At 73.0% G+C, this 16,688-nt stretch carries 19 protein-coding genes; 15 read left to right on the forward strand and 4 right to left on the reverse strand.

The window, feature by feature from the left end; all coding sequences use genetic code 11:
• Window positions 1-9: 9 nt before the first annotated feature.
• The 3 genes from B4U46_RS19320 to B4U46_RS19330 form a co-directional block, all read right to left on the reverse strand.
• Window positions 10-1,284: a S1C family serine protease gene (locus tag B4U46_RS19320; protein ID WP_079428989.1), complete on the reverse strand. Its 1,275-nt coding sequence runs from the start codon at window positions 1,282-1,284 to the stop codon at window positions 10-12.
• Window positions 1,285-1,419: 135 nt separating this feature from the next.
• On the reverse strand, window positions 1,420-2,442 hold the full coding sequence (locus B4U46_RS19325) for a LacI family DNA-binding transcriptional regulator (RefSeq protein ID WP_042812372.1): 1,023 nt from the start codon (window positions 2,440-2,442) through the stop codon (window positions 1,420-1,422).
• Between the two features lie 74 nt (window positions 2,443-2,516).
• A complete protein-coding gene (locus B4U46_RS19330) occupies window positions 2,517-3,308 on the reverse strand; it encodes a response regulator transcription factor (protein ID WP_079428990.1) in 792 nt (263 codons plus the stop codon).
• Between the two features lie 470 nt (window positions 3,309-3,778).
• On the opposite strand from B4U46_RS19330, the gene B4U46_RS19335 reads away from it, so the two are divergent.
• The 13 genes from B4U46_RS19335 (at window position 3,779) to B4U46_RS19390 (ending at window position 14,162) form a co-directional block, all read left to right on the forward strand.
• Complete coding sequence (locus tag B4U46_RS19335) at window positions 3,779-4,033, forward strand: MoaD/ThiS family protein (protein WP_079428991.1); 255 nt, start codon at window positions 3,779-3,781, stop codon at window positions 4,031-4,033.
• 800 nt (window positions 4,034-4,833) lie between these two features.
• Window positions 4,834-6,027, forward strand: a complete 1,194-nt coding sequence (locus tag B4U46_RS19340) for a hypothetical protein (RefSeq protein ID WP_420543177.1) — start codon at window positions 4,834-4,836, stop codon at window positions 6,025-6,027.
• Window positions 6,028-6,180: 153 nt separating this feature from the next.
• Complete coding sequence (locus B4U46_RS19345; protein ID WP_079428992.1) at window positions 6,181-6,900, forward strand: DUF2993 domain-containing protein; 720 nt, start codon at window positions 6,181-6,183, stop codon at window positions 6,898-6,900.
• Between the two features lie 161 nt (window positions 6,901-7,061).
• A complete protein-coding gene (locus B4U46_RS40640; RefSeq protein ID WP_398898896.1) occupies window positions 7,062-7,145 on the forward strand; it encodes a putative leader peptide in 84 nt (27 codons plus the stop codon).
• 197 nt (window positions 7,146-7,342) lie between these two features.
• Window positions 7,343-8,188: a sulfurtransferase gene (locus tag B4U46_RS19350; protein WP_079428993.1), complete on the forward strand. Its 846-nt coding sequence runs from the start codon at window positions 7,343-7,345 to the stop codon at window positions 8,186-8,188.
• An 82-nt stretch (window positions 8,189-8,270) separates the two neighbouring features.
• Entirely contained in the window at window positions 8,271-8,561 is a 291-nt protein-coding gene (locus B4U46_RS19355; protein ID WP_045950396.1) for a DUF1416 domain-containing protein, read from the forward strand.
• Window positions 8,562-8,689: 128 nt separating this feature from the next.
• Complete coding sequence (locus tag B4U46_RS19360) at window positions 8,690-8,956, forward strand: DUF3099 domain-containing protein (protein ID WP_079428994.1); 267 nt, start codon at window positions 8,690-8,692, stop codon at window positions 8,954-8,956.
• A 114-nt stretch (window positions 8,957-9,070) separates the two neighbouring features.
• On the forward strand, window positions 9,071-9,865 hold the full coding sequence (locus tag B4U46_RS19365; RefSeq protein ID WP_079428995.1) for a hypothetical protein: 795 nt from the start codon (window positions 9,071-9,073) through the stop codon (window positions 9,863-9,865).
• Complete coding sequence (locus tag B4U46_RS19370; RefSeq protein ID WP_079428996.1) at window positions 9,862-10,704, forward strand: hypothetical protein; 843 nt, start codon at window positions 9,862-9,864, stop codon at window positions 10,702-10,704. The genes B4U46_RS19365 and B4U46_RS19370 overlap by 4 nt, the downstream gene beginning before the upstream one ends.
• A complete protein-coding gene (locus tag B4U46_RS19375; RefSeq protein ID WP_237292999.1) occupies window positions 10,701-11,759 on the forward strand; it encodes a hypothetical protein in 1,059 nt (352 codons plus the stop codon). Before B4U46_RS19370 ends, B4U46_RS19375 begins: the two co-directional genes overlap by 4 nt.
• A gap of 277 nt (window positions 11,760-12,036) precedes the next feature.
• Complete coding sequence (locus B4U46_RS19380) at window positions 12,037-12,609, forward strand: FABP family protein (protein WP_079428997.1); 573 nt, start codon at window positions 12,037-12,039, stop codon at window positions 12,607-12,609.
• A 75-nt stretch (window positions 12,610-12,684) separates the two neighbouring features.
• A complete protein-coding gene (locus B4U46_RS19385) occupies window positions 12,685-13,122 on the forward strand; it encodes a Fur family transcriptional regulator (RefSeq protein WP_079428998.1) in 438 nt (145 codons plus the stop codon).
• Window positions 13,123-13,193: 71 nt separating this feature from the next.
• Window positions 13,194-14,162 (forward strand): YgfZ/GcvT domain-containing protein, encoded by a 969-nt coding sequence (locus B4U46_RS19390; protein WP_079428999.1) that lies wholly within the window; start codon window positions 13,194-13,196, stop codon window positions 14,160-14,162.
• 24 nt (window positions 14,163-14,186) lie between these two features.
• Here B4U46_RS19390 and dtd read toward each other — a convergent pair whose 3' ends face one another.
• On the reverse strand, window positions 14,187-14,612 hold the full coding sequence (dtd, locus tag B4U46_RS19395; protein WP_042801357.1) for a D-aminoacyl-tRNA deacylase: 426 nt from the start codon (window positions 14,610-14,612) through the stop codon (window positions 14,187-14,189).
• Between the two features lie 133 nt (window positions 14,613-14,745).
• Between dtd and B4U46_RS19400 the strand changes: the two genes are divergently transcribed.
• Both B4U46_RS19400 and B4U46_RS19405 read left to right on the forward strand, forming a co-directional pair.
• Complete coding sequence (locus B4U46_RS19400; protein ID WP_079431858.1) at window positions 14,746-15,345, forward strand: AmfC protein; 600 nt, start codon at window positions 14,746-14,748, stop codon at window positions 15,343-15,345.
• 71 nt (window positions 15,346-15,416) lie between these two features.
• Window positions 15,417-16,661: a GNAT family N-acetyltransferase gene (locus tag B4U46_RS19405; protein ID WP_079429000.1), complete on the forward strand. Its 1,245-nt coding sequence runs from the start codon at window positions 15,417-15,419 to the stop codon at window positions 16,659-16,661.
• Window positions 16,662-16,688 lie beyond the last annotated feature (27 nt).

Genomic DNA, 16,688 nt, shown 5'->3' on the forward strand with positions numbered 1-16,688 from the left:
TCAGAAGGATCAGAGGGAGATGCCGAACCCGTTGCCGTTGCCGGTGCTGCCGTTCGCGTTCCCGTCGGAGCTGCCGCCGGATCCGCTGCCGCCCTTGCGGAGGCCGGCGAGGTCGCCCTTGATGGTGTTCACGGGGATGGCGAAGCCGAGGCCGACGCTGCCGGCGCTGGAGCTGTCGTTGGCCGGGGAGAAGATCGCGGACGGCATTCCGACGATCTCGCCGTTCATGTTGACGAGGGCGCCGCCGGAGTTGCCGGGGTTGAGGGAGGCGTCGGTCTGGATGGCCTTGTAGGAGGTGGTGTCCGACCCGGTGTTGCCGTTGAACTGCCGGCCGTCGTACGAGAACGGCCAGCCGCCGCCCGCGCCGCCGCCCTGGCGGCGCTGCGGCTGCTGCTCCTCGGACTTGGGCACGTTCACGTCGCGGTCGAGCGCGGAGACGATGCCGCTGGTGACGGTGCCGGTGAGGCGGTCGGGGGAGCCGATGGCGACGACCTGGTCGCCGACCTTGAGGTTGTCGGAGTTGCCGAGCTTGGCGGCCTTGAGGCCGCTCGCGCCCTGGAGCTTGATCAGGGCGAGGTCCTTGGCGGGGTCGGTGCCGACCGTCCGGGCGTTGTACTTCTTGCCGTCGCTCATCGTCACCTGGATCTCGGAGGCGCCGCTGACGACGTGGTTGTTGGTGACGATCTCGCCGTCGGCGGTGAGGACGATGCCGGAGCCGGTGCCCTGGCCGGAGCCGGTGCGGGTGTCGATGCGGACGACGGAGGGGCTGACCTGTTCGGCCACGCCGGAGACGGTGCCGTTGCTGGACTGGGAGACGTTGGTGCCGGTGAAGCCGGCTCCGCCGGTCCCGTTCTGCCCGAGGAACTGCTGCACGGCGGCGGCCGTCCCGCCGCCGACCACGGCCGCCGCGAGGGCGACGGCGGCGAGGAGCGCGACGGGGCGCTTGGCGCGGGGTGCCGGGGCGGGGGCGGCGGGGGCCGCGCCGCCCCAGTGGGCCCAGCCGTCGGCGTTGCCGCCGTGGCCGCCGTGGTGGCCGTCGTTGCCGTCCCCGGAGGGAACGGTCTCGCCGGGGACGACCGTCGCCGCCGGTGGCTGGTGGGCTTCGTGCCATCCCGGGGCGGGGGCGGCCGGGGGGTACGCGGGCGGGGGCGGGTAGGACCCGCCGCCCATCGCGTCCTGAGCCAGCCGGTCACGACCGCGCTGCCACTGCTCGCCGAAGGGCGAGTGCGGGGCCGGGCGGTTCTCCTGCGGGTACTCGCCTTCGCGGCGGAAGCTGTCGGTCATGTCTATGACTCTGTCCGCGGATCATGAGAGCTTCCTGAGTCCCGGCTGAGAAGCCCGACAGAACCGTGTATGCCCGATATAAGGCGAGCCCCGGACCCGGCTCCCGGGGCCCCGCCCCAGGAGCCCCGCGGCGGGCTAGCGGCAGCCGCAGCTGCGGCGGATGACCAGGGCCGAGGGGAACTGCTTCAGGCGTTCCCGGCGCGACCCCGCCACCCGCAGGGCGTCGTCCAGGACCAGGTCCACCGCCGCGCGGGCCATCGCCGGGCGGTCGGAGGACACCGTCGTCAGCGGCGGGTCCGTCAGCGCCGCCTCCTTCACGTCGTCGAAGCCGGCCACCGCCAGCTCCCCGGGCACGTCGATCCGCAGCTCCCGCGCGGCCCGCAGCACACCGATCGCCTGGTCGTCCGTCGCGCAGAAGATCGCCGTCGGCCGGTCCGGCCGGGCCAGGACCTCCAGGGCGACCCGGTACGCGTCGTAGCGGTTGTAGGGGGCCTCGATGACCCGGCCCTCGACCGACCGTCCGGCCTCCAGCATGGCCCGGCGCCAGCCCTCGACGTGGTCGGCGACCGGGTCGCCGACGGACGGGGTGTTCTCGATGCCGCCGATGCAGGCCACGTACTCGTGCCCGTGCTCCAGCAGGTGCCGGGTCGCGAGCTGGGCGCCGCCGATGTCGTCCGTGACGACGGCCACGTCGTCGATGGCCTCGGGACGCTCGTGCAGCAGCACGATCCGTGCGTCCCAGGCCTCGATCTCCGACGCCGCCCGCTCGCTCATGCCCTGGCTGACCAGGATCAGCCCGGACACCCGCATCCCGAGGAACGCCCGCAGGTAGTGGACCTCGCGCTCGTCGCGGTAGTCGGAGTTCCCGACCAGGACCATCTTTCCGCGCTCGGCGGCGGCCTGCTCGACCGCGTGCGCCATCTCCGCGAAGAACGGCTGGCGCGCGTCCGGGACGATCATGCCTATGAGGTCGGTACGCCGCGACGCCATCGCCTGGGCGACCCGGTCCGGGCGGTAGCCCAGGTCCTTGATCGCGGCGAGGACACGCTCGCGCGTGGCCGGGGCGACCGGCCGGGGTCCGTTGTTGATGACGTAGCTCACGACGGCGGTAGACGTACCCGCAAGTCGTGCAACGTCATCCCGCGTCACCTTGGCCACGCGCGGAAGTCTACGCGGGGTGACCTACCTCTGGGCAGGGCGTCCTGGAGAGTGGATGGTCACAGCGCCTCCTCCTAATGGGGGACGGCCGTCGGGGTCTCGGCCGGCGCTTCGGCGGGCGCCTCGGCGGGAGCCTCGGCCGGGGCCTTCTTCCGCTCGGCCTTGGCCGCCGCCTCCGCCGCCGCCCGCTCGACCTTCTCGGGGGTGACGAAGCGGTAGCCGACGTTGCGGACGGTACCGATCAGCGACTCGTGCTCGGGTCCGAGCTTGGCGCGCAGCCGCCGGACGTGGACGTCCACCGTCCGGGTGCCGCCGAAGTAGTCGTAGCCCCAGACCTCCTGGAGGAGCTGGGCGCGGGTGAAGACCCGCCCCGGGTGCTGGGCGAGGTACTTCAGGAGCTCGAACTCCTTGAAGGTCAGGTCCAGGACCCGGCCCTTGAGCTTGGCGGAGTACGTCGCCTCGTCGACCGAAAGGTCGCCGTTGCGGATCTCCATGGGGGAGTCGTCGGAGCCGAGCTGCTGGCGGCCGGTGGCCAGCCGCAGCCGCGCCTCGACCTCGGCCGGGCCGGCGGTGTCGAGGAGTACGTCGTCGATGCCCCAGTCGGCGGTGACGGCGGCGAGGCCGCCCTCCGTGACGACGAGGATCAGCGGGCAGCCGGGTCCGGTGGACCGCAGCAGCTGGCACAGCGACCGCACCTGCGGCAGGTCGCGGCGGCCGTCGACGAGGATCACGTCGGCCCCGGGCGTGTCCACCAGGGCCGGTCCCTCGGCCGGGGCGACCCGGACGTTGTGCAGCAGCAGTCCGAGTGCGGGCAGCACCTCGGCGGACGGCTGCAGGGCGTTGGTCAGCAGCAGGAGAGAGCTCACGCCCGACCACCTGCCCGGGTCGGATGGTCGTGCTCCTGTTTGCTTCGCTGGTCCATCACGTCGGTTCCTCCTCGGTCCCGTCGAGGACGTGCGTGGTACGGCTTCGTACGACTTGCCTGGCATGCCGTCCGGTCCCCGCGCCCTGAGGTCCGGATGGATACCACTGTTCTCGGTCCGTTCAACGTACTGAAAGCACAAAAGGACCCGGGGGCTACGTTGCCCGGATCCTCTACGCCGCCAGAATAGCCCACCCGCCCTTTCGGGGCCGAGGGCCGCCATGCACCGCATTCTGTGGTTCGCGCCACGCCTTCCTCCTGCGTATGCCCTGGTTTCACCGGATCGGTGGAACCCCAGCGGGCCGCCCGGGCGCACGGACGGCGCGCGGAGGCACGCCGGGGTGACGAGCCAGAGGCGTCATCATGGAGGCCGACGGTAGAGATCTGACGGAGTCCGACACGATAGGAGCTGCAGTGGCAACCGGAACCATCCGCTACTGGGCGGCGGCCAAGGCCGCGGCCGGGACGGCGGAGGAGCCGTACTCGGCACGCACACTGGCCGAGGCGCTCGACGCAGTGCGGGAACGCCACCCGGGGGAACTGACCCGGGTCCTGCAGCGCTGCTCCTTCCTCGTGAACGACGATCCCGTGGGCAAGCGCCCGCACGACGGCGTCCTGCTGACCGAGGGGGGCACCGTCGAGGTGCTCCCGCCGTTCGCGGGCGGGTGAGCGCGGCGATGAGCACTCCCGAGGAGGAGCAGCGCCGGCAGCAGCAGGCCGCCGCCGCGCAGCAGGACCCGTACAGCACGCAGACCTGGCAGGCCGACACCTGGGAGACCGGGTACCAGCCGGTGCAGCCGCCGCTCGGCTCGGTGCCGGGGCAGGCGGCCCCGCCGGTTGCTCCGCAGGGACAGCCGGTTGCTCCGCAGGGGCAGCAGGATTGGCAGCAGCAGGCCGGGGGTAGTGGTGCCGGCGGTGGTGTGCCGTGGCACGACGCCTCCGCCGGGGGCGGTGCCGCGTACCCGGGGCAGCAGGCGCAGCCGCAGGCCGCCGCCGTGCCCGAGTCCTGGTTCCGCGAGCCGCAGCCGCAGCCGCCGACGCCCCAGGCGACCGGTGGCGGTGGTGTGCCGTGGCCGGACGCCTCGTCCGGCGGTGGCGCCGGGTATCCGGGGCAGCAGGCGCAGCCGCAGGCCGGGGCCCTGCCCGATGCGTGGTTCCGCGACGCCCGGCCGCAGGCTCAGGCAGCGCCGGACGCCGTGGCCGAGACGGCGTACCTGCCGCCGGTGCGGGAGTCCGAGCCGTCGCAGTCGGCCGGCGGGGGTTCGCCCTGGCCGGGCGCCGCGGACGCCGTGGCCGAGACCGCGTACCTGCCGCCCGTGCGGGAGCCCGCCGACGCGGCCGAGACCGCGTACCTGCCGCCGTACCCGGGTCCCGCGCAGCCGCAGGGGGCCGCAGTGCCCGAGTCGTGGTTCCGCGACCCCCAGCCGCAGCCCCCGGCGGCGGCTGACGCCGCCGCGGAGACGGCGTACCTGCCTCCGGTGCGGGGTGCGCAGCCTCCCGTCGACGTGGCGGCCGCCGAGACCGCGTACTTGCCGCCCGTGCGTGGGCAGCAGCCTCCGGTCGACGTGGCGGCCGCCGAGACCGCCTACCTGCCGCCCGTGCGCGATGCGCAGCCTTCGGTCGACGTGGCGGCTGCGGAGACCGCGTACCTGCCGCCCGTGCGCGATGCGCAGCCTTCGGTCGACGTGGCGGCTGCGGAGACCGCGTACCTGCCGCCCGTGCGCGATGCGCAGCCTTCGGTCGACGTGGCGGCCGCCGAGACCGCGTACCTGCCGCCCGTGCGGGAGCCGCAGGCCGATGCCGCCGCGCAGACCGCCTACCTGCCGCCCGTGCGGGAGGCCGGGCCGCACGTGGCGGGCGGTGGGGCGGAGTGGTCGCCGCCGACGCTCGGCGGGAACACCCTGCGCGCCGTGGACCCGGCCCAGGCCCGGGCCGAGGGGCGGTCGCCGATCATCGACCCCGGGCCGCAGTCGGCCATACTGACCGCCGCCCTGGGGCTGGTGCTGGCCGCCGCGGCGGCGCTGGGCCAGTACGCGCTGCTGGCGCCGCTGGTCGCCCTCCAGGGCCTCACCGCGGCCGGCTGGTTCCGGCTCAACGGCATGTGGCCGGCCCGCCAGGGCATCGCCCTCGCCTTCGCCGGAGCGCTCGTCGCCGACGCCGCGGTGCTCGCGGTGGACGGTACGTACGGTCCCGGCGCGATCATCGGCACCCTCGGGGTGTGGGTGCTGCTCACGCTGGTCCTCCAGCTGCGCAGCCACGCCGACCCCGACGAGCGGATGTACGGGCTGATGGCCTCGGTGGCCTCGGCCGCGCTGGCCATCGCCTGTGCCGGGTTCCTCGCGGCCGACCGGCCCGCGGTGAGCGCCGGGGCGGCCGCCGTGGCCGTCGCCGTGTTCGCCCGGGCCCTGCCGCTGCCGACCGCGCCCTCCGTGGGCGTCTCCCTGGCCGCCGCGGCCGGTGCGGGCATCGCGGTCGGCGGGCTGGTCGGGCTGGGCGCCGGCGGTGCGCTGGTCGGCCTGGTGGCCGGCGTGTGCGCGCTCGTCGGGCTGCGCGTGGCGGCGTACGACTACCCGTCGAAGTTCGTGCACATGACGGCCGGTGTCGCGCTGCCGCTGGCGGTGGCCGCCCCTGCCGTCTACCTGCTCGGCCGGGTCGTGGGCTGAGGCACCGCGCAGGACGCCAGGGACGGGCGGGGCGGGTGAGACGGGCGGGACGGGTGGGCGCCGGGGAGACGGTGCTCACAAGTCCCGCTCACGGCGCTCCGACCACGATCATGGTCCACTAGAACGCACGTACCGATGAGGAGGGGGAGGCACGTGCGTTTCCTGCGTTTCGTGGTGATCGTCGCAGTGGTGTTGGGGGGTCTGTTCGTCGGCGCCGACCGGTGGGCGGTCGACTACGCCGAGAACCGGCTCGCCGAGCGCGTCCAGGCCCGCCAGGGCCTGGCCGGCAGCGCCGAGGTCGACATCCACGGCTTCCCGTTCCTGACCCAGGCCCTCAGCCACGAGCTCGACCAGGTCGACCTCCGGCTGAAGGACGTCGACGCCACCGCCGACGGCCGCAAGACGCGCCTGTCCCAGCTGGACGCCAGCTTCCGCGACGTGAAGCTGAACTCGAACTACACCGGCGGCACCGCCAAGCGGGCCGAAGGCACCGCGCTGATCTCCTACGCGGACCTCACCAAGGCCTCCCAGACGGGCGCGACCCTGACCTACGGCGGCCGGCCCGGCAAGCTGAAGGTCACCGCGTCGGTGGACTTCCTGGGCCGGACGATCACCCGCAGCGTGATCTCCACCGTCGAGCTCGTCGACGGCAAGCAGGGGCCGGGCGGCGGCAAGACGGTCCGGGTCCACGCGGACTCCGTACCGGGCGAGGGCATACCGGGGATCGAGAGCGCGATCCGCAAGCGGACGGACTTCGACCGCCGCATTGACGACGGCCTCCCGGCCGGTCTGAAGCTCTCCGCCCTGACCTCGGACGAGGCCGGCGTCCACCTCACGCTGACCGGCACGGACGTGAGCCTGGCCGGATCGTGAGACAGTGCGGTCCGATCCGCAGAAGGACGGGCCGCACGAGCAGCCCCGGAAGGCCTGAGGGTCGCCTCCCGGGGCTTTCTCATCCCGCCATTCGGACGATCCTGTCTCGCCATATGACACGCCGGTGACAGGGCGGCCGGTTGCTCCCTACGATCCTGGCTATGAAGCATCAGCAGGCGGACCTCACGAAGCGGCGGGCAGTAGACCTGTGTCGCGTCGCCGCCATGCTCTGTCGCTCCAAGTGAGGCGTGAGCCTTCCCGCTCCGCCGGCCGGACCGACGGCCCTTCGTCCCGCGTGACCGCACCGCACTGCCTCCTGCCCCCTGACCGCCTCCCCGCGCAGGGCAGGAGAGCGACAGCCGGCAGCGGCGCACGCACAGCAACGCCAGCCCCACCGCAGCACAGCACAGCCCCGCCGCACACTGCCCCGGAGGAGATCACCATGAGCCGCAGCGACGTCCTCGTAGACGCCGACTGGGTCGAGGCCCACCTGAACGACGCCAACGTCGTGATCGTCGAGGTGGACGAGGACACGTCCGCGTACGACAAGAACCACATCACGAACGCCGTCCGGATCGACTGGAAGAAGGACCTCCAGGACCCGGTCCGCCGTGACTTCGTGGACCAGGAGGGCTTCGAGAAGCTCCTGTCCGCCAAGGGCATCTCCAACGACGACACGGTCGTCCTCTACGGCGGCAACAACAACTGGTTCGCGTCCTACGCCTACTGGTACTTCAAGCTCTACGGCCACCAGGACGTCCGCCTCCTCGACGGAGGCCGCAAGAAGTGGGAGCTCGACTCCCGCGACCTGGTCGACGGCAAGGACGTCCCGAACCGCCCGGCCACCGAGTACAAGGCCAAGCCGCAGGACACCTCCATCCGCGCCTTCCGTGACGACGTCGTGGCCGCGATCGGCTCCCTGAACCTGGTCGACGTCCGCTCGCCCGACGAGTTCTCCGGCAAGCTGCTCGCCCCGGCGCACCTCCCGCAGGAGCAGTCGCAGCGCCCCGGCCACGTGCCGAGCGCCCGCAACATCCCGTGGTCGAAGAACGCCAACGACGACGGCACCTTCAAGTCCGACGAGGAGCTGACCGCCCTCTACGAGGCCGAGCAGGTCGACCTCGCGAAGGACACCATCGCCTACTGCCGCATCGGTGAGCGCTCCGCGCTCACGTGGTTCGTGCTGCACGAGCTCCTGGGCCAGGAGAACGTCAAGAACTACGACGGCTCCTGGACCGAGTACGGCTCGCTGGTCGGCGTGCCGATCGAGCTCGGCGCCAACAAGTAGTCCCCGCGGCGGGGCGGGCACGCGACGCCCGCCCGTCCGCCCTCTCGCAGCAGCAGAACCTCTCCAGGACAGGACAGAGAACATGTGTGGAGCACAGATCGGCGGGCCCGACCTCGCGACGCTCAAGCCCGGTGAGACCGCGATCCAGGGCCAGGTGACCAAGGACGGCGAGCCCGTCAGCGGCTACGTGCGGCTGCTGGACTCGACCGGCGAGTTCACCGCCGAGGTCCCGACCTCCGCGACCGGCCAGTTCCGCTTCTACGCGGCCACCGGCTCGTGGACGCTGCGGGCGCTGGTGCCCGGCGGCCAGGCCGACCGCGCCGTCGTGGTCGCCGAGGCCGGCGGCGTGACGGACGTCGCCATCGCGGTCTGACGCACGACCGCACCGCTGTACCGGCCGAAGGGCCGCACCCCAGGGGGTTGGACGCCACTGGAACGGGGTGCGGCCCTTCGCGCCGTCCGCGCCCTTGTGTTCGCGGGGTCCGGTCCTACGCTGGAGGTATGTACGCCCGGCGTCGGCGCGCCTACTTCCTGCTCATGGGCGGATGCCTGTTCCTCTTCGTCTCCGCCTGGTCCTTCGTACGCCTCTTCTCGGTCCCGGCGGCGGTCGCGCTGTGCGTGGTCGCGATGCTCATCCCGCCGGTCGCGGCGATGATCGCGAACCGGCGCGGGCCGGACGACCGCTGGTGGGACGACCCGTCGGGGGATCCGAAGTCCGACGAATGGTGGGACGAACTGGACGGAAAGCGGCGCCCGCCCGAGGATTGAACGCGTTCGAGATAAAAGCGTAATAAGGATGCGTACAACGTCCTTGAGCCCCATGGTGTCTTGGATGTGCGCGGGCGAACGCTCCCGCGCCTCCAGGTCTGTGGGGGGACCCCTTTGGAACACGAACAGCAGGAATCCGGTGCGCCGGAACTTCCTCCGGCCGATCCGGGACATCCGGACACGCCGCCTGCGGCTCCGCGCCGCCGTGGCCGCACGACGGCCCTGATCGCCGCCGCCCTCGTCCTCGGCGCCGTCGCCGGCACGGTCACGGGCTACGCGATCCAGTACCACCGCGAGCCCACGCCCCTGCCGCCGCTGGCCCAGCAGAAGCCGGCCACGCCGAAGGCGCAGGCGCCGAACGACGCCACGACGGTCAAGTCGATCAACGCCAACCGCTGGTACAAGACGGACGACGACCTCACGAAGCTGCTGATCGACGCGCCCTCGGGGGCGAAGGTCGAGGCCGACGGCTACGAGACGATCGACGCCTTCTCGACGGGATTCCGCGAGGCGGACCACGCGCTGCGCGGCCACCTGCAGGACGGGATCCGCCGCGTCGCCACGCGGGTGTGGAAGCAGGGCGACGTGGTCGTGGAGGTCCGGCTCGTGCAGTTCCGCGACTTCTCCGGCGCGGACGGCTACCAGCGGGGCCAGGCCGTGTACATGCCCGACAAGGAGTACGCCGGCAACGGCGGGGCCGTCGTCCCCGGCGTGGGCCCAGGGCTCGGGCACGTCTGGGTCGATTCGGAGGCCGAGGAGAAGCCCGGGTACTACCCGGTCCGGTCGGGTCGCGCCCTCGTCCGCCGGGGCGACATCGTCCTGGACCTCCACTACTTCGACACGCACGGCGGCGGGATCGACGAGGGTTCCGTCCTCGACCTGGCCAAGCGACAGCTGGAGCGACTGTGACCGAGCCGCAGACCGAGGCCCGGACCGAGGCCCAGCCCGAGCCGCAGGCCGGTACCGCCGACCCGGCTCCCGAAACCCCCGCCCCCGCCGGGCCCGCACCGGTGGTGAACCGCCGCAAGCGGGCCGCCGTCATCGCCGCGGCAGTGGCCGGGGCAGTCCTCCTCGGCGGCGGGATCTGGGCGGCCTCCGCCCTCGCCGACGCCGACCGGACCGCGCCGACCGCCTACTGGGTCGAGGCCGGCGGCAAGCTGCCCTCGGCCGAGAACGCCCCGCCGGTGCCGGCCAACGACCTCACCGGCAAGCTCCTGCCGGTCCCGTCCGGTTTCGGACCGGGACCCGACCAAGGTGCCGACGGGAACGACTACTTCGCCTCCGGGGAGAAGGCGGTCGAGACCTTCAAGGAGGCCCGCAAAGGGCTGTCCGGCACCGAGCGCAAGAAGCGCGACGACATGCTGGCCGACCTGAGGCTCAAGGGCCTGGCCGCCCGGACCTACGCCGCCGCCGGCGGCAGCATGGTCGTCGAGATCCGCCTCATGCAGGCCGACCCGAAGGCGGTGGGGGCGTTCTCGGAGGTCACCAAGAAGCTCCTGGACCTCACGGGCGACGACCGCGACGCGCCGAAGGTCGACGGCTATCCCGACGCCAAGTGCTCCCTGCTGGCCGTGGGCGAGCAGAACAAGGAGAAGATCGACTCCCTGTACTGCGTGGCCGTCCAGGGCGACGTGCTGGTCAGCCTCCGCGCCTACGGCCCCAAGGAGCAGGGGTTCTCCAAGCTCGAGGCCGCCGGCTTCCTCAAGAACCAGCTGTCCCGCCTGAAGTCCCCCGGGGAGTCCGTGTGACCGAGCAGAACACCGCCACGGACCCGGCGGCGGCGCCCCCGTCGGCCACCACCCCGGCGGAGCCGGCCCCCGAGGCGCCTGCGGCCGCCGCCACCACGCCGGCCCAGGAGGGTCCCGAGCCCGCCGGCCTTCCGACGGCTCCCGAAGGCCCCGCGGTCCCCGAAGACCCCGCGGCCCCCGCGGCTCCCGCGGCCCCGGAGGCCCCCGCGGTCCCCGCAGCTCCCGCGGCCCCTGCGGCCCCGGAGGCCCCCGCGGCCCCGGAGGCCCCCGCGGCTCCCGAGGCCGCGGCCTCCGGAGCCGCCCCCAAGGACCGCCGCAAGCTGCACGCGGCGCTGCGCTGGACCGCCGCCGTCCTCGTCTTCGCCGCCGCCGGCGCGGGGACCGCGTACGGGATCAGCCGGGCCGAGCGGACCGACGTCCCCGGCCTGTCCACGAAGAGCGACGGCCGCTGGACCTACCCGGCCCTGGCCAAGCCGGCCCTGCCGCCCGGCGCGCCGGTGCCGTTCGCCGTGGACAACCTGGACGGCATCCACTACGCCGACCTCACCCAGCTGACCCTGCCCGCCCCCGTCGGCTCCGCCCCGGACCCCGGGCTGAAGCTGGAGAAGGACTCGGCGGTCACCGTCGACACCTTCCTGGAGGAGTACGACGCCTCCGCGCGAGAGAAGATGAAGCAGGGGTTCGCCGACAACGGGCTGCGCCAGATCGTCGCCCGCGGCTGGACCACGCCGGACGGCACCCGCACCCGGGTCTACCTGCTGCGCTTCCACGCCTCCGGGTTCGCGGACACCTTCACGGGCTGCGGGACCGATCTCAACGGGGTCAAGGGCATCGAGCCGGACAGCGTCTGGGAGCAGGCCCTTACCCAGCCCGCCCCCGACCCCAGCGGCATCTCCGTGTTCCGGGAATCCGTCCCCTTCGGCGACGAGCAGACCAGGGTCGGGTGCGTCCAGTCGGGAGACGTCCAGGCGCTGATCCTCCAGAACCGCAAGGGCGGCGCCGGAGCCGTCCCGATGCACCAGGCGGTGATCCTCCAGCGGCAGCTGCTGAGCTGACCCGGCGGCCACCCCCGGAGGGCCCGGTTCGGCCCACCTCACACCGTGCGCCGGTCCCCGGGCCAGTAGGCTTGGGGACCGGCCCGTCCACCCGAACCGAATCCTCCGAGGAGCACCCCGTGCTTGAGGCCTTCTTCACCTCCCTGCTGGTCCTGGTCTGCGTCGGCGTCCTGGCCTTCACCGGCCTGGCCGTCAAGAAGCTCTACCAGGGTCAGCGCTAACAGCGACCGGCCGACCGCCCCGGAACCCCTCCCACAGATCGCCTGAGCAGCCAACCATGATCCAGATCCCGTCCGACCTGAACCCGGGTCTCGTCCCCCTCGCCTTCCTCCTCGGCACCTGGGAAGGCGCCGGCGTGTTCGACTTCCCCGGCGAGGAGAAGTGCAACTTCGGCCAGGAAGTCGTCTTCAGCCACGACGGCCGGGACTTCCTGGAGTACACCTCCCGCTCCTGGGTGCTCGACGCCGAGGGCGAGAAGGTGCGCCCGCTGGAGTCCGAGTCGGGCTACTGGCGCATCGACAAGGACCGCAAGGTCGAGATCGTCATGGTCCGCGACCAGGGCGTGGTCGAGGTCTGGTACGGCGAGCTCGCCGACCAGAAGCCGCAGATCGACCTCGTCACCGACGCGGTGGCCCGCACCGCCGCCTCCGGCCCGTACAGCGGCGGCAAGCGCCTCTACGGGTACGTGAAGAGCGACCTGATGTGGGTCGGCGAGAAGGCGACCCCCGAGGTCGAGCTGCGCCCCTACATGTCCGCGCAGCTGAAGAAGGTCGTCACCCCGGAGGAGATCGCCGACATGGCGCGCAACCTCCCCGAGCTCCCGGAAGACGGCATCGCCTTCTTCCGCTGAGCCCAGCGACCGCGTACGTGTACGAAGGGGCCCACGGCAGGGCCGTGGGCCCCTTCGCGCGCTTACACTGGCCGGGTGGTGACCACCGACTGGAAGAGCGACCTGCGGCAGCGCGGATACCGGCTGACACCGCAGCGCCAGCTCGTGCTGGAAGCGGTCGACGCCCTGGAGCACGCGACCCCCGACGAAATCCTCGTCGAGGTGCGCAAGACGGCCTCCGGCGTCAACATCTCCACCGTCTACCGCACGCTGGAGCTCCTGGAAGAGCTCGGCCTCGTCTCCCACGCCCACCTCGGGCACGGGGCCCCCACCTACCACCTCGCCGACCGGCACCACCACATCCACCTGGTCTGCCGCGACTGCACCGAGGTGATCGAGGCCGACCTCGACATCGCCGCCGACTTCACGGCGAAACTGCGCACCACCTTCGGCTTCGAGACCGACATGAAGCACTTCGCCATCTTCGGCCTCTGCAAGGAGTGCGCCGCCCGGCGCCGCGACGAGAAGCCCTAGACACCACCGGCACCGCCCAGCGCCCCCGGTGCGCCCTGGGACCGTCCGTACGGGGTCGTAGGCTTGGTGGCATGACCAGCAGCCCCTTGCTCCATCTTCCCGGCGCCGTAGCGGCCGAAGGCCGTGACGAGGGCGTCGCCGCCCACTACGGAGAGCTCTACGGCGAACAGCGCGCCCTCGCCGACGGCCGAGGCTTCGTCGACCTCTCCCACCGCGGTGTCGTCACCGTCGCCGGCCAGGACCGGCTCAGCTGGCTGCACCTGCTGATCACCCAGCACGTCACGGACCTCCCGCCCGGGCAGGCCACCGAGGCGCTGATCCTCTCCGCCAACGGGCACATCGAGCACCAGCTCCACATCGTCGACGACGGCGAGACCACGTGGGCGCACGTCGAGCCCGGCACCCAGGAGGCGCTGATCGCCTACCTGGAGTCCATGAAGTTCTTCTACCGGGTCGAAGTCGCCGACCGCACCGCCGACTTCGCCGTCGTCCACCTGCCGGCCGGCTCCATCGCCGAGACCGACAAGGAGCTCGTCGTCCGGGAGACCCCGTACGGCCGGGACGTGTTCCTCCCGCGTGAGCGGCTGGAGGAGTTCGCCGCCGCGCACGGCCCCGCCGCCGGGCTCCTCGCCTACGAGGCCCTGCGCGTCGAGGCCCACCGCCCCCGCCTGGGCCTGGAGACCGACCACCGCACCATCCCGCACGAGATCGGCCTCATCGGCACCGCCGTGCACCTCCAGAAGGGCTGCTACCGCGGCCAGGAGACCGTCGCCCGCGTCCACAACCTGGGGAAGCCGCCGCGCCGCCTGGTCTTCCTGCACCTGGACGGCTCCGAGGTGCTGCTCCCCGCGCACGGGACGCCCGTACGGCTCGCCGCCGACGGGGAGGACGGCCGCCAGCTCGGCTTCGTCACCACCGCCGTGCGCCACCATGAGCTCGGGCCCATCGCCCTCGCGCTGGTCAAGCGGAACGTTCCGGTGGACGCCCCGCTGCTGGCCGGGACCACGCCGGCCGCGCAGGAGGTCGTCGTCGCCCCGTAGGGGCCCGCGCCCCTACACGTCGCCCTACACGTCGATGACGATGGTGAACGGGCCGTGGTTCGTCAGCGAGACCCGCATGTCCGCGCCGAACCGGCCCGTCGCCACCGTCGCGCCCAGCGCCCGCAGCTGCGCCACGACCTCGTCCACCAGCGGCTCGGCCACCGGCCCGGGCGCGGCCGCGTTCCAGGTGGGGCGGCGGCCCTTGCGGGCGTCCCCGTACAGCGTGAACTGGGAGATCACCAGCAGCGGCGCGTCCACGTCGCTGCAGGACTTCTCCGCCTCCAGGATCCGCACCGACCACAGCTTGCGGGCCAGCACCGCCGCCTTCTCCGGGGTGTCGTCGTGGGTCACCCCCACCAGCACGCACAGCCCCTCGCCGACGATCTCGCCGACCGTCTCGCCGGCCACGACGACGCTCGCGCCGTCCACCCTCTGCACCACTGCTCGCATACCACCTGTGTACCAGGCGTGCACCCGTCCGGGGCCGATCGGGTGGCGTGAGACTGCGTCCGCACCACGGAGAGTGGCACCATGCCTGCAGGCGGTGCCTCCAGCACCGGTCGAGGGGATGGACGACGAAACGATGAACACCTCTGCTACCTCCGCACCCGCACCCGCAGCACCCGACGACGCGGCCGCCGCCGCGCCCCAGGTGCGGCCGCCCGCACAGCGCACCGGCGACCCCGAGGGGCTGACCACCCCCGCCGGCACCCCCGCCGCCGCGCTCGGGCTGCCGGAGCTGAGAGCCCTGCGCCGCGACGCCCAGCGCGACGAGGCCGACCTCAGCTACGTCCGCAGACTCCTGCAGGGCCGCATCGACATCCTGCGCGCCGAGCTCGCCCGCCGGACGGACCCCGAGGTGCCGGTGGTGGACCGGCTCTCGGAGATCCTCGCCGACGCCCCGTCCAGCCGCAGCGCCTCCGCCCGGCACGTCACGCTCGGCACCCCGCACAACGAGGAGTTCCGGCTGCTGGCGGCCGAGATGCTCTCGGACGTGGAGCTGTCGGACCTGGACGCGCGCACGGACGCCGAACTGCACGAGGCGATGGCCCGGCTGGTCCGCTACGAGCAGCAGGTCTCGCGGCGCCGCCAGCAGCTCCAGCGGACGGCGGACGACTCCAGCGCGGAGATCACCCGGCGCTACCGGGAGGGCGAGGCGCAGGTGGACGACCTGCTGGCGTAGCCGCGGCAGCGGAGGCGGCCGGGCGGAAATTCGGGCGACTCGGCTCGGTGCGGCCGTTAGCGTGACCGGATATGAGTGCTGACATCCGGCCGATCGCCGAATCCGAACTCCCCGAGTGGATGCGGGCCCTGAACACGGGCTTCCTGATGCCGGCCCCGGTTCCCGAGTCCGACGTGGCGCTGCGCAGCAAGCACTGGGACCTCACCCGTACGCAGGGCGCCTTCGACACCGACACCGGCCGCTGCGTGGCCACCTTCCGCTCCTTCGCCCAGGAACTGACCGTCCCCGGCGGGGCGAGCGTGCCCTCCAGTGCCGTCACCAACGTCAGCGTGACGGCCACGCACCGCCGTCAGGGCCTGCTGACCCGGATGATGGCGGCCGAGCTGACGGCGGCCAAGGAGCGCGGCGACGTCGTCTCCACCCTGATCGCCGCCGAGTACCCGATCTACGGCCGGTACGGGTACGGGCCCGCCACCGGCATCGTCGAATGGGAGATAGACGTCGCCCGCAGCGGCCTCGACCCCAGCGCCGCCGTCCCCGGCGACGGCGGCCGCATCGACCTGATCGACGCCTCCGAGCTCCGCGAGACCGGTCCCCGGATCCACGAGCGGCTGCGGGCGGCCGGGCATGGCACGGTCAGCCGCAGCGCCCGCTGGTGGGACATCGCCTGTGGGATCGAGCCGGCCCAGGGCCGGCCCTACAAGCCCAAGTTCCACGCCCTCTACCGGGACCCGGCGGGCGAGCCGGCCGGTTTCGCGGTGTACTCGGCCGACGAGACCTGGACGGACGAGAAGCGCCCGCTCAACACCCTCCAGGTCAAGGACCTGATCGCCCTGACCCCGGCCGCCGAGCGCGCCCTGTGGCGGTACCTGTGCTCCATCGACTGGGTGCTGAAGGTCCGCACCGCCTACCGCGCCCCCGACGACCTCCTCCCGCTGCTGCTGCCCGACCCGCGTGCGGCCCGGCCGGTGACCTCGGCCGACTTCGTGTGGCTGCGGCTGCTCGATGTCGAACGGGCCCTGGCCGCCCGGACGTACGCCGTGCCCGGGGTCCTGGTCCTGGAGGTGGCGGACGCGGCCGGGCTCGCGGAGGGCCGCTACCGGCTGGACGCGGCGGCCGGCACCTGCGTCCGTACGCAGGACCCGGCCGACCTGGCCCTCGACGTGTCCGTGCTCGGCTCGCTCTACCTCGGCGACGAATCCGCCGCGCGGCTGGCGGCGCTGGGGCGGGTGGCGGAGGAGCGGGCCGGGGCGGTGGCGCTGGCCGACGCGGTGTTCCGCACGGCCCGGCGGCCGTGGTGCCCGGACGTCTTCTGACCCGGGCCGCGGGTCGTCGCCGTTGTC

The sequence above is a fragment of the Streptomyces katrae genome (assembly GCF_002028425.1).
Taxonomy (GTDB): domain Bacteria; phylum Actinomycetota; class Actinomycetes; order Streptomycetales; family Streptomycetaceae; genus Streptomyces; species Streptomyces katrae_A.

Coding starts and splice junctions, on each gene's coding strand:
- B4U46_RS19390 (WP_079428999.1), top strand. CDS start 13,194: ATGACCAGCAGCCCCTTGCTCCATCTTCCCGGCGCCGTAGCGGCCGAA.
- dtd (WP_042801357.1), bottom strand. CDS start 14,612: ATGCGAGCAGTGGTGCAGAGGGTGGACGGCGCGAGCGTCGTCGTGGCC.
- B4U46_RS19355 (WP_045950396.1), top strand. CDS start 8,271: ATGTGTGGAGCACAGATCGGCGGGCCCGACCTCGCGACGCTCAAGCCC.
- B4U46_RS19350 (WP_079428993.1), top strand. CDS start 7,343: ATGAGCCGCAGCGACGTCCTCGTAGACGCCGACTGGGTCGAGGCCCAC.
- B4U46_RS19400 (WP_079431858.1), top strand. CDS start 14,746: ATGAACACCTCTGCTACCTCCGCACCCGCACCCGCAGCACCCGACGAC.
- B4U46_RS40640 (WP_398898896.1), top strand. CDS start 7,062: ATGAAGCATCAGCAGGCGGACCTCACGAAGCGGCGGGCAGTAGACCTG.
- B4U46_RS19380 (WP_079428997.1), top strand. CDS start 12,037: ATGATCCAGATCCCGTCCGACCTGAACCCGGGTCTCGTCCCCCTCGCC.
- B4U46_RS19405 (WP_079429000.1), top strand. CDS start 15,417: ATGAGTGCTGACATCCGGCCGATCGCCGAATCCGAACTCCCCGAGTGG.
- B4U46_RS19360 (WP_079428994.1), top strand. CDS start 8,690: ATGTACGCCCGGCGTCGGCGCGCCTACTTCCTGCTCATGGGCGGATGC.
- B4U46_RS19320 (WP_079428989.1), bottom strand. CDS start 1,284: ATGACCGACAGCTTCCGCCGCGAAGGCGAGTACCCGCAGGAGAACCGC.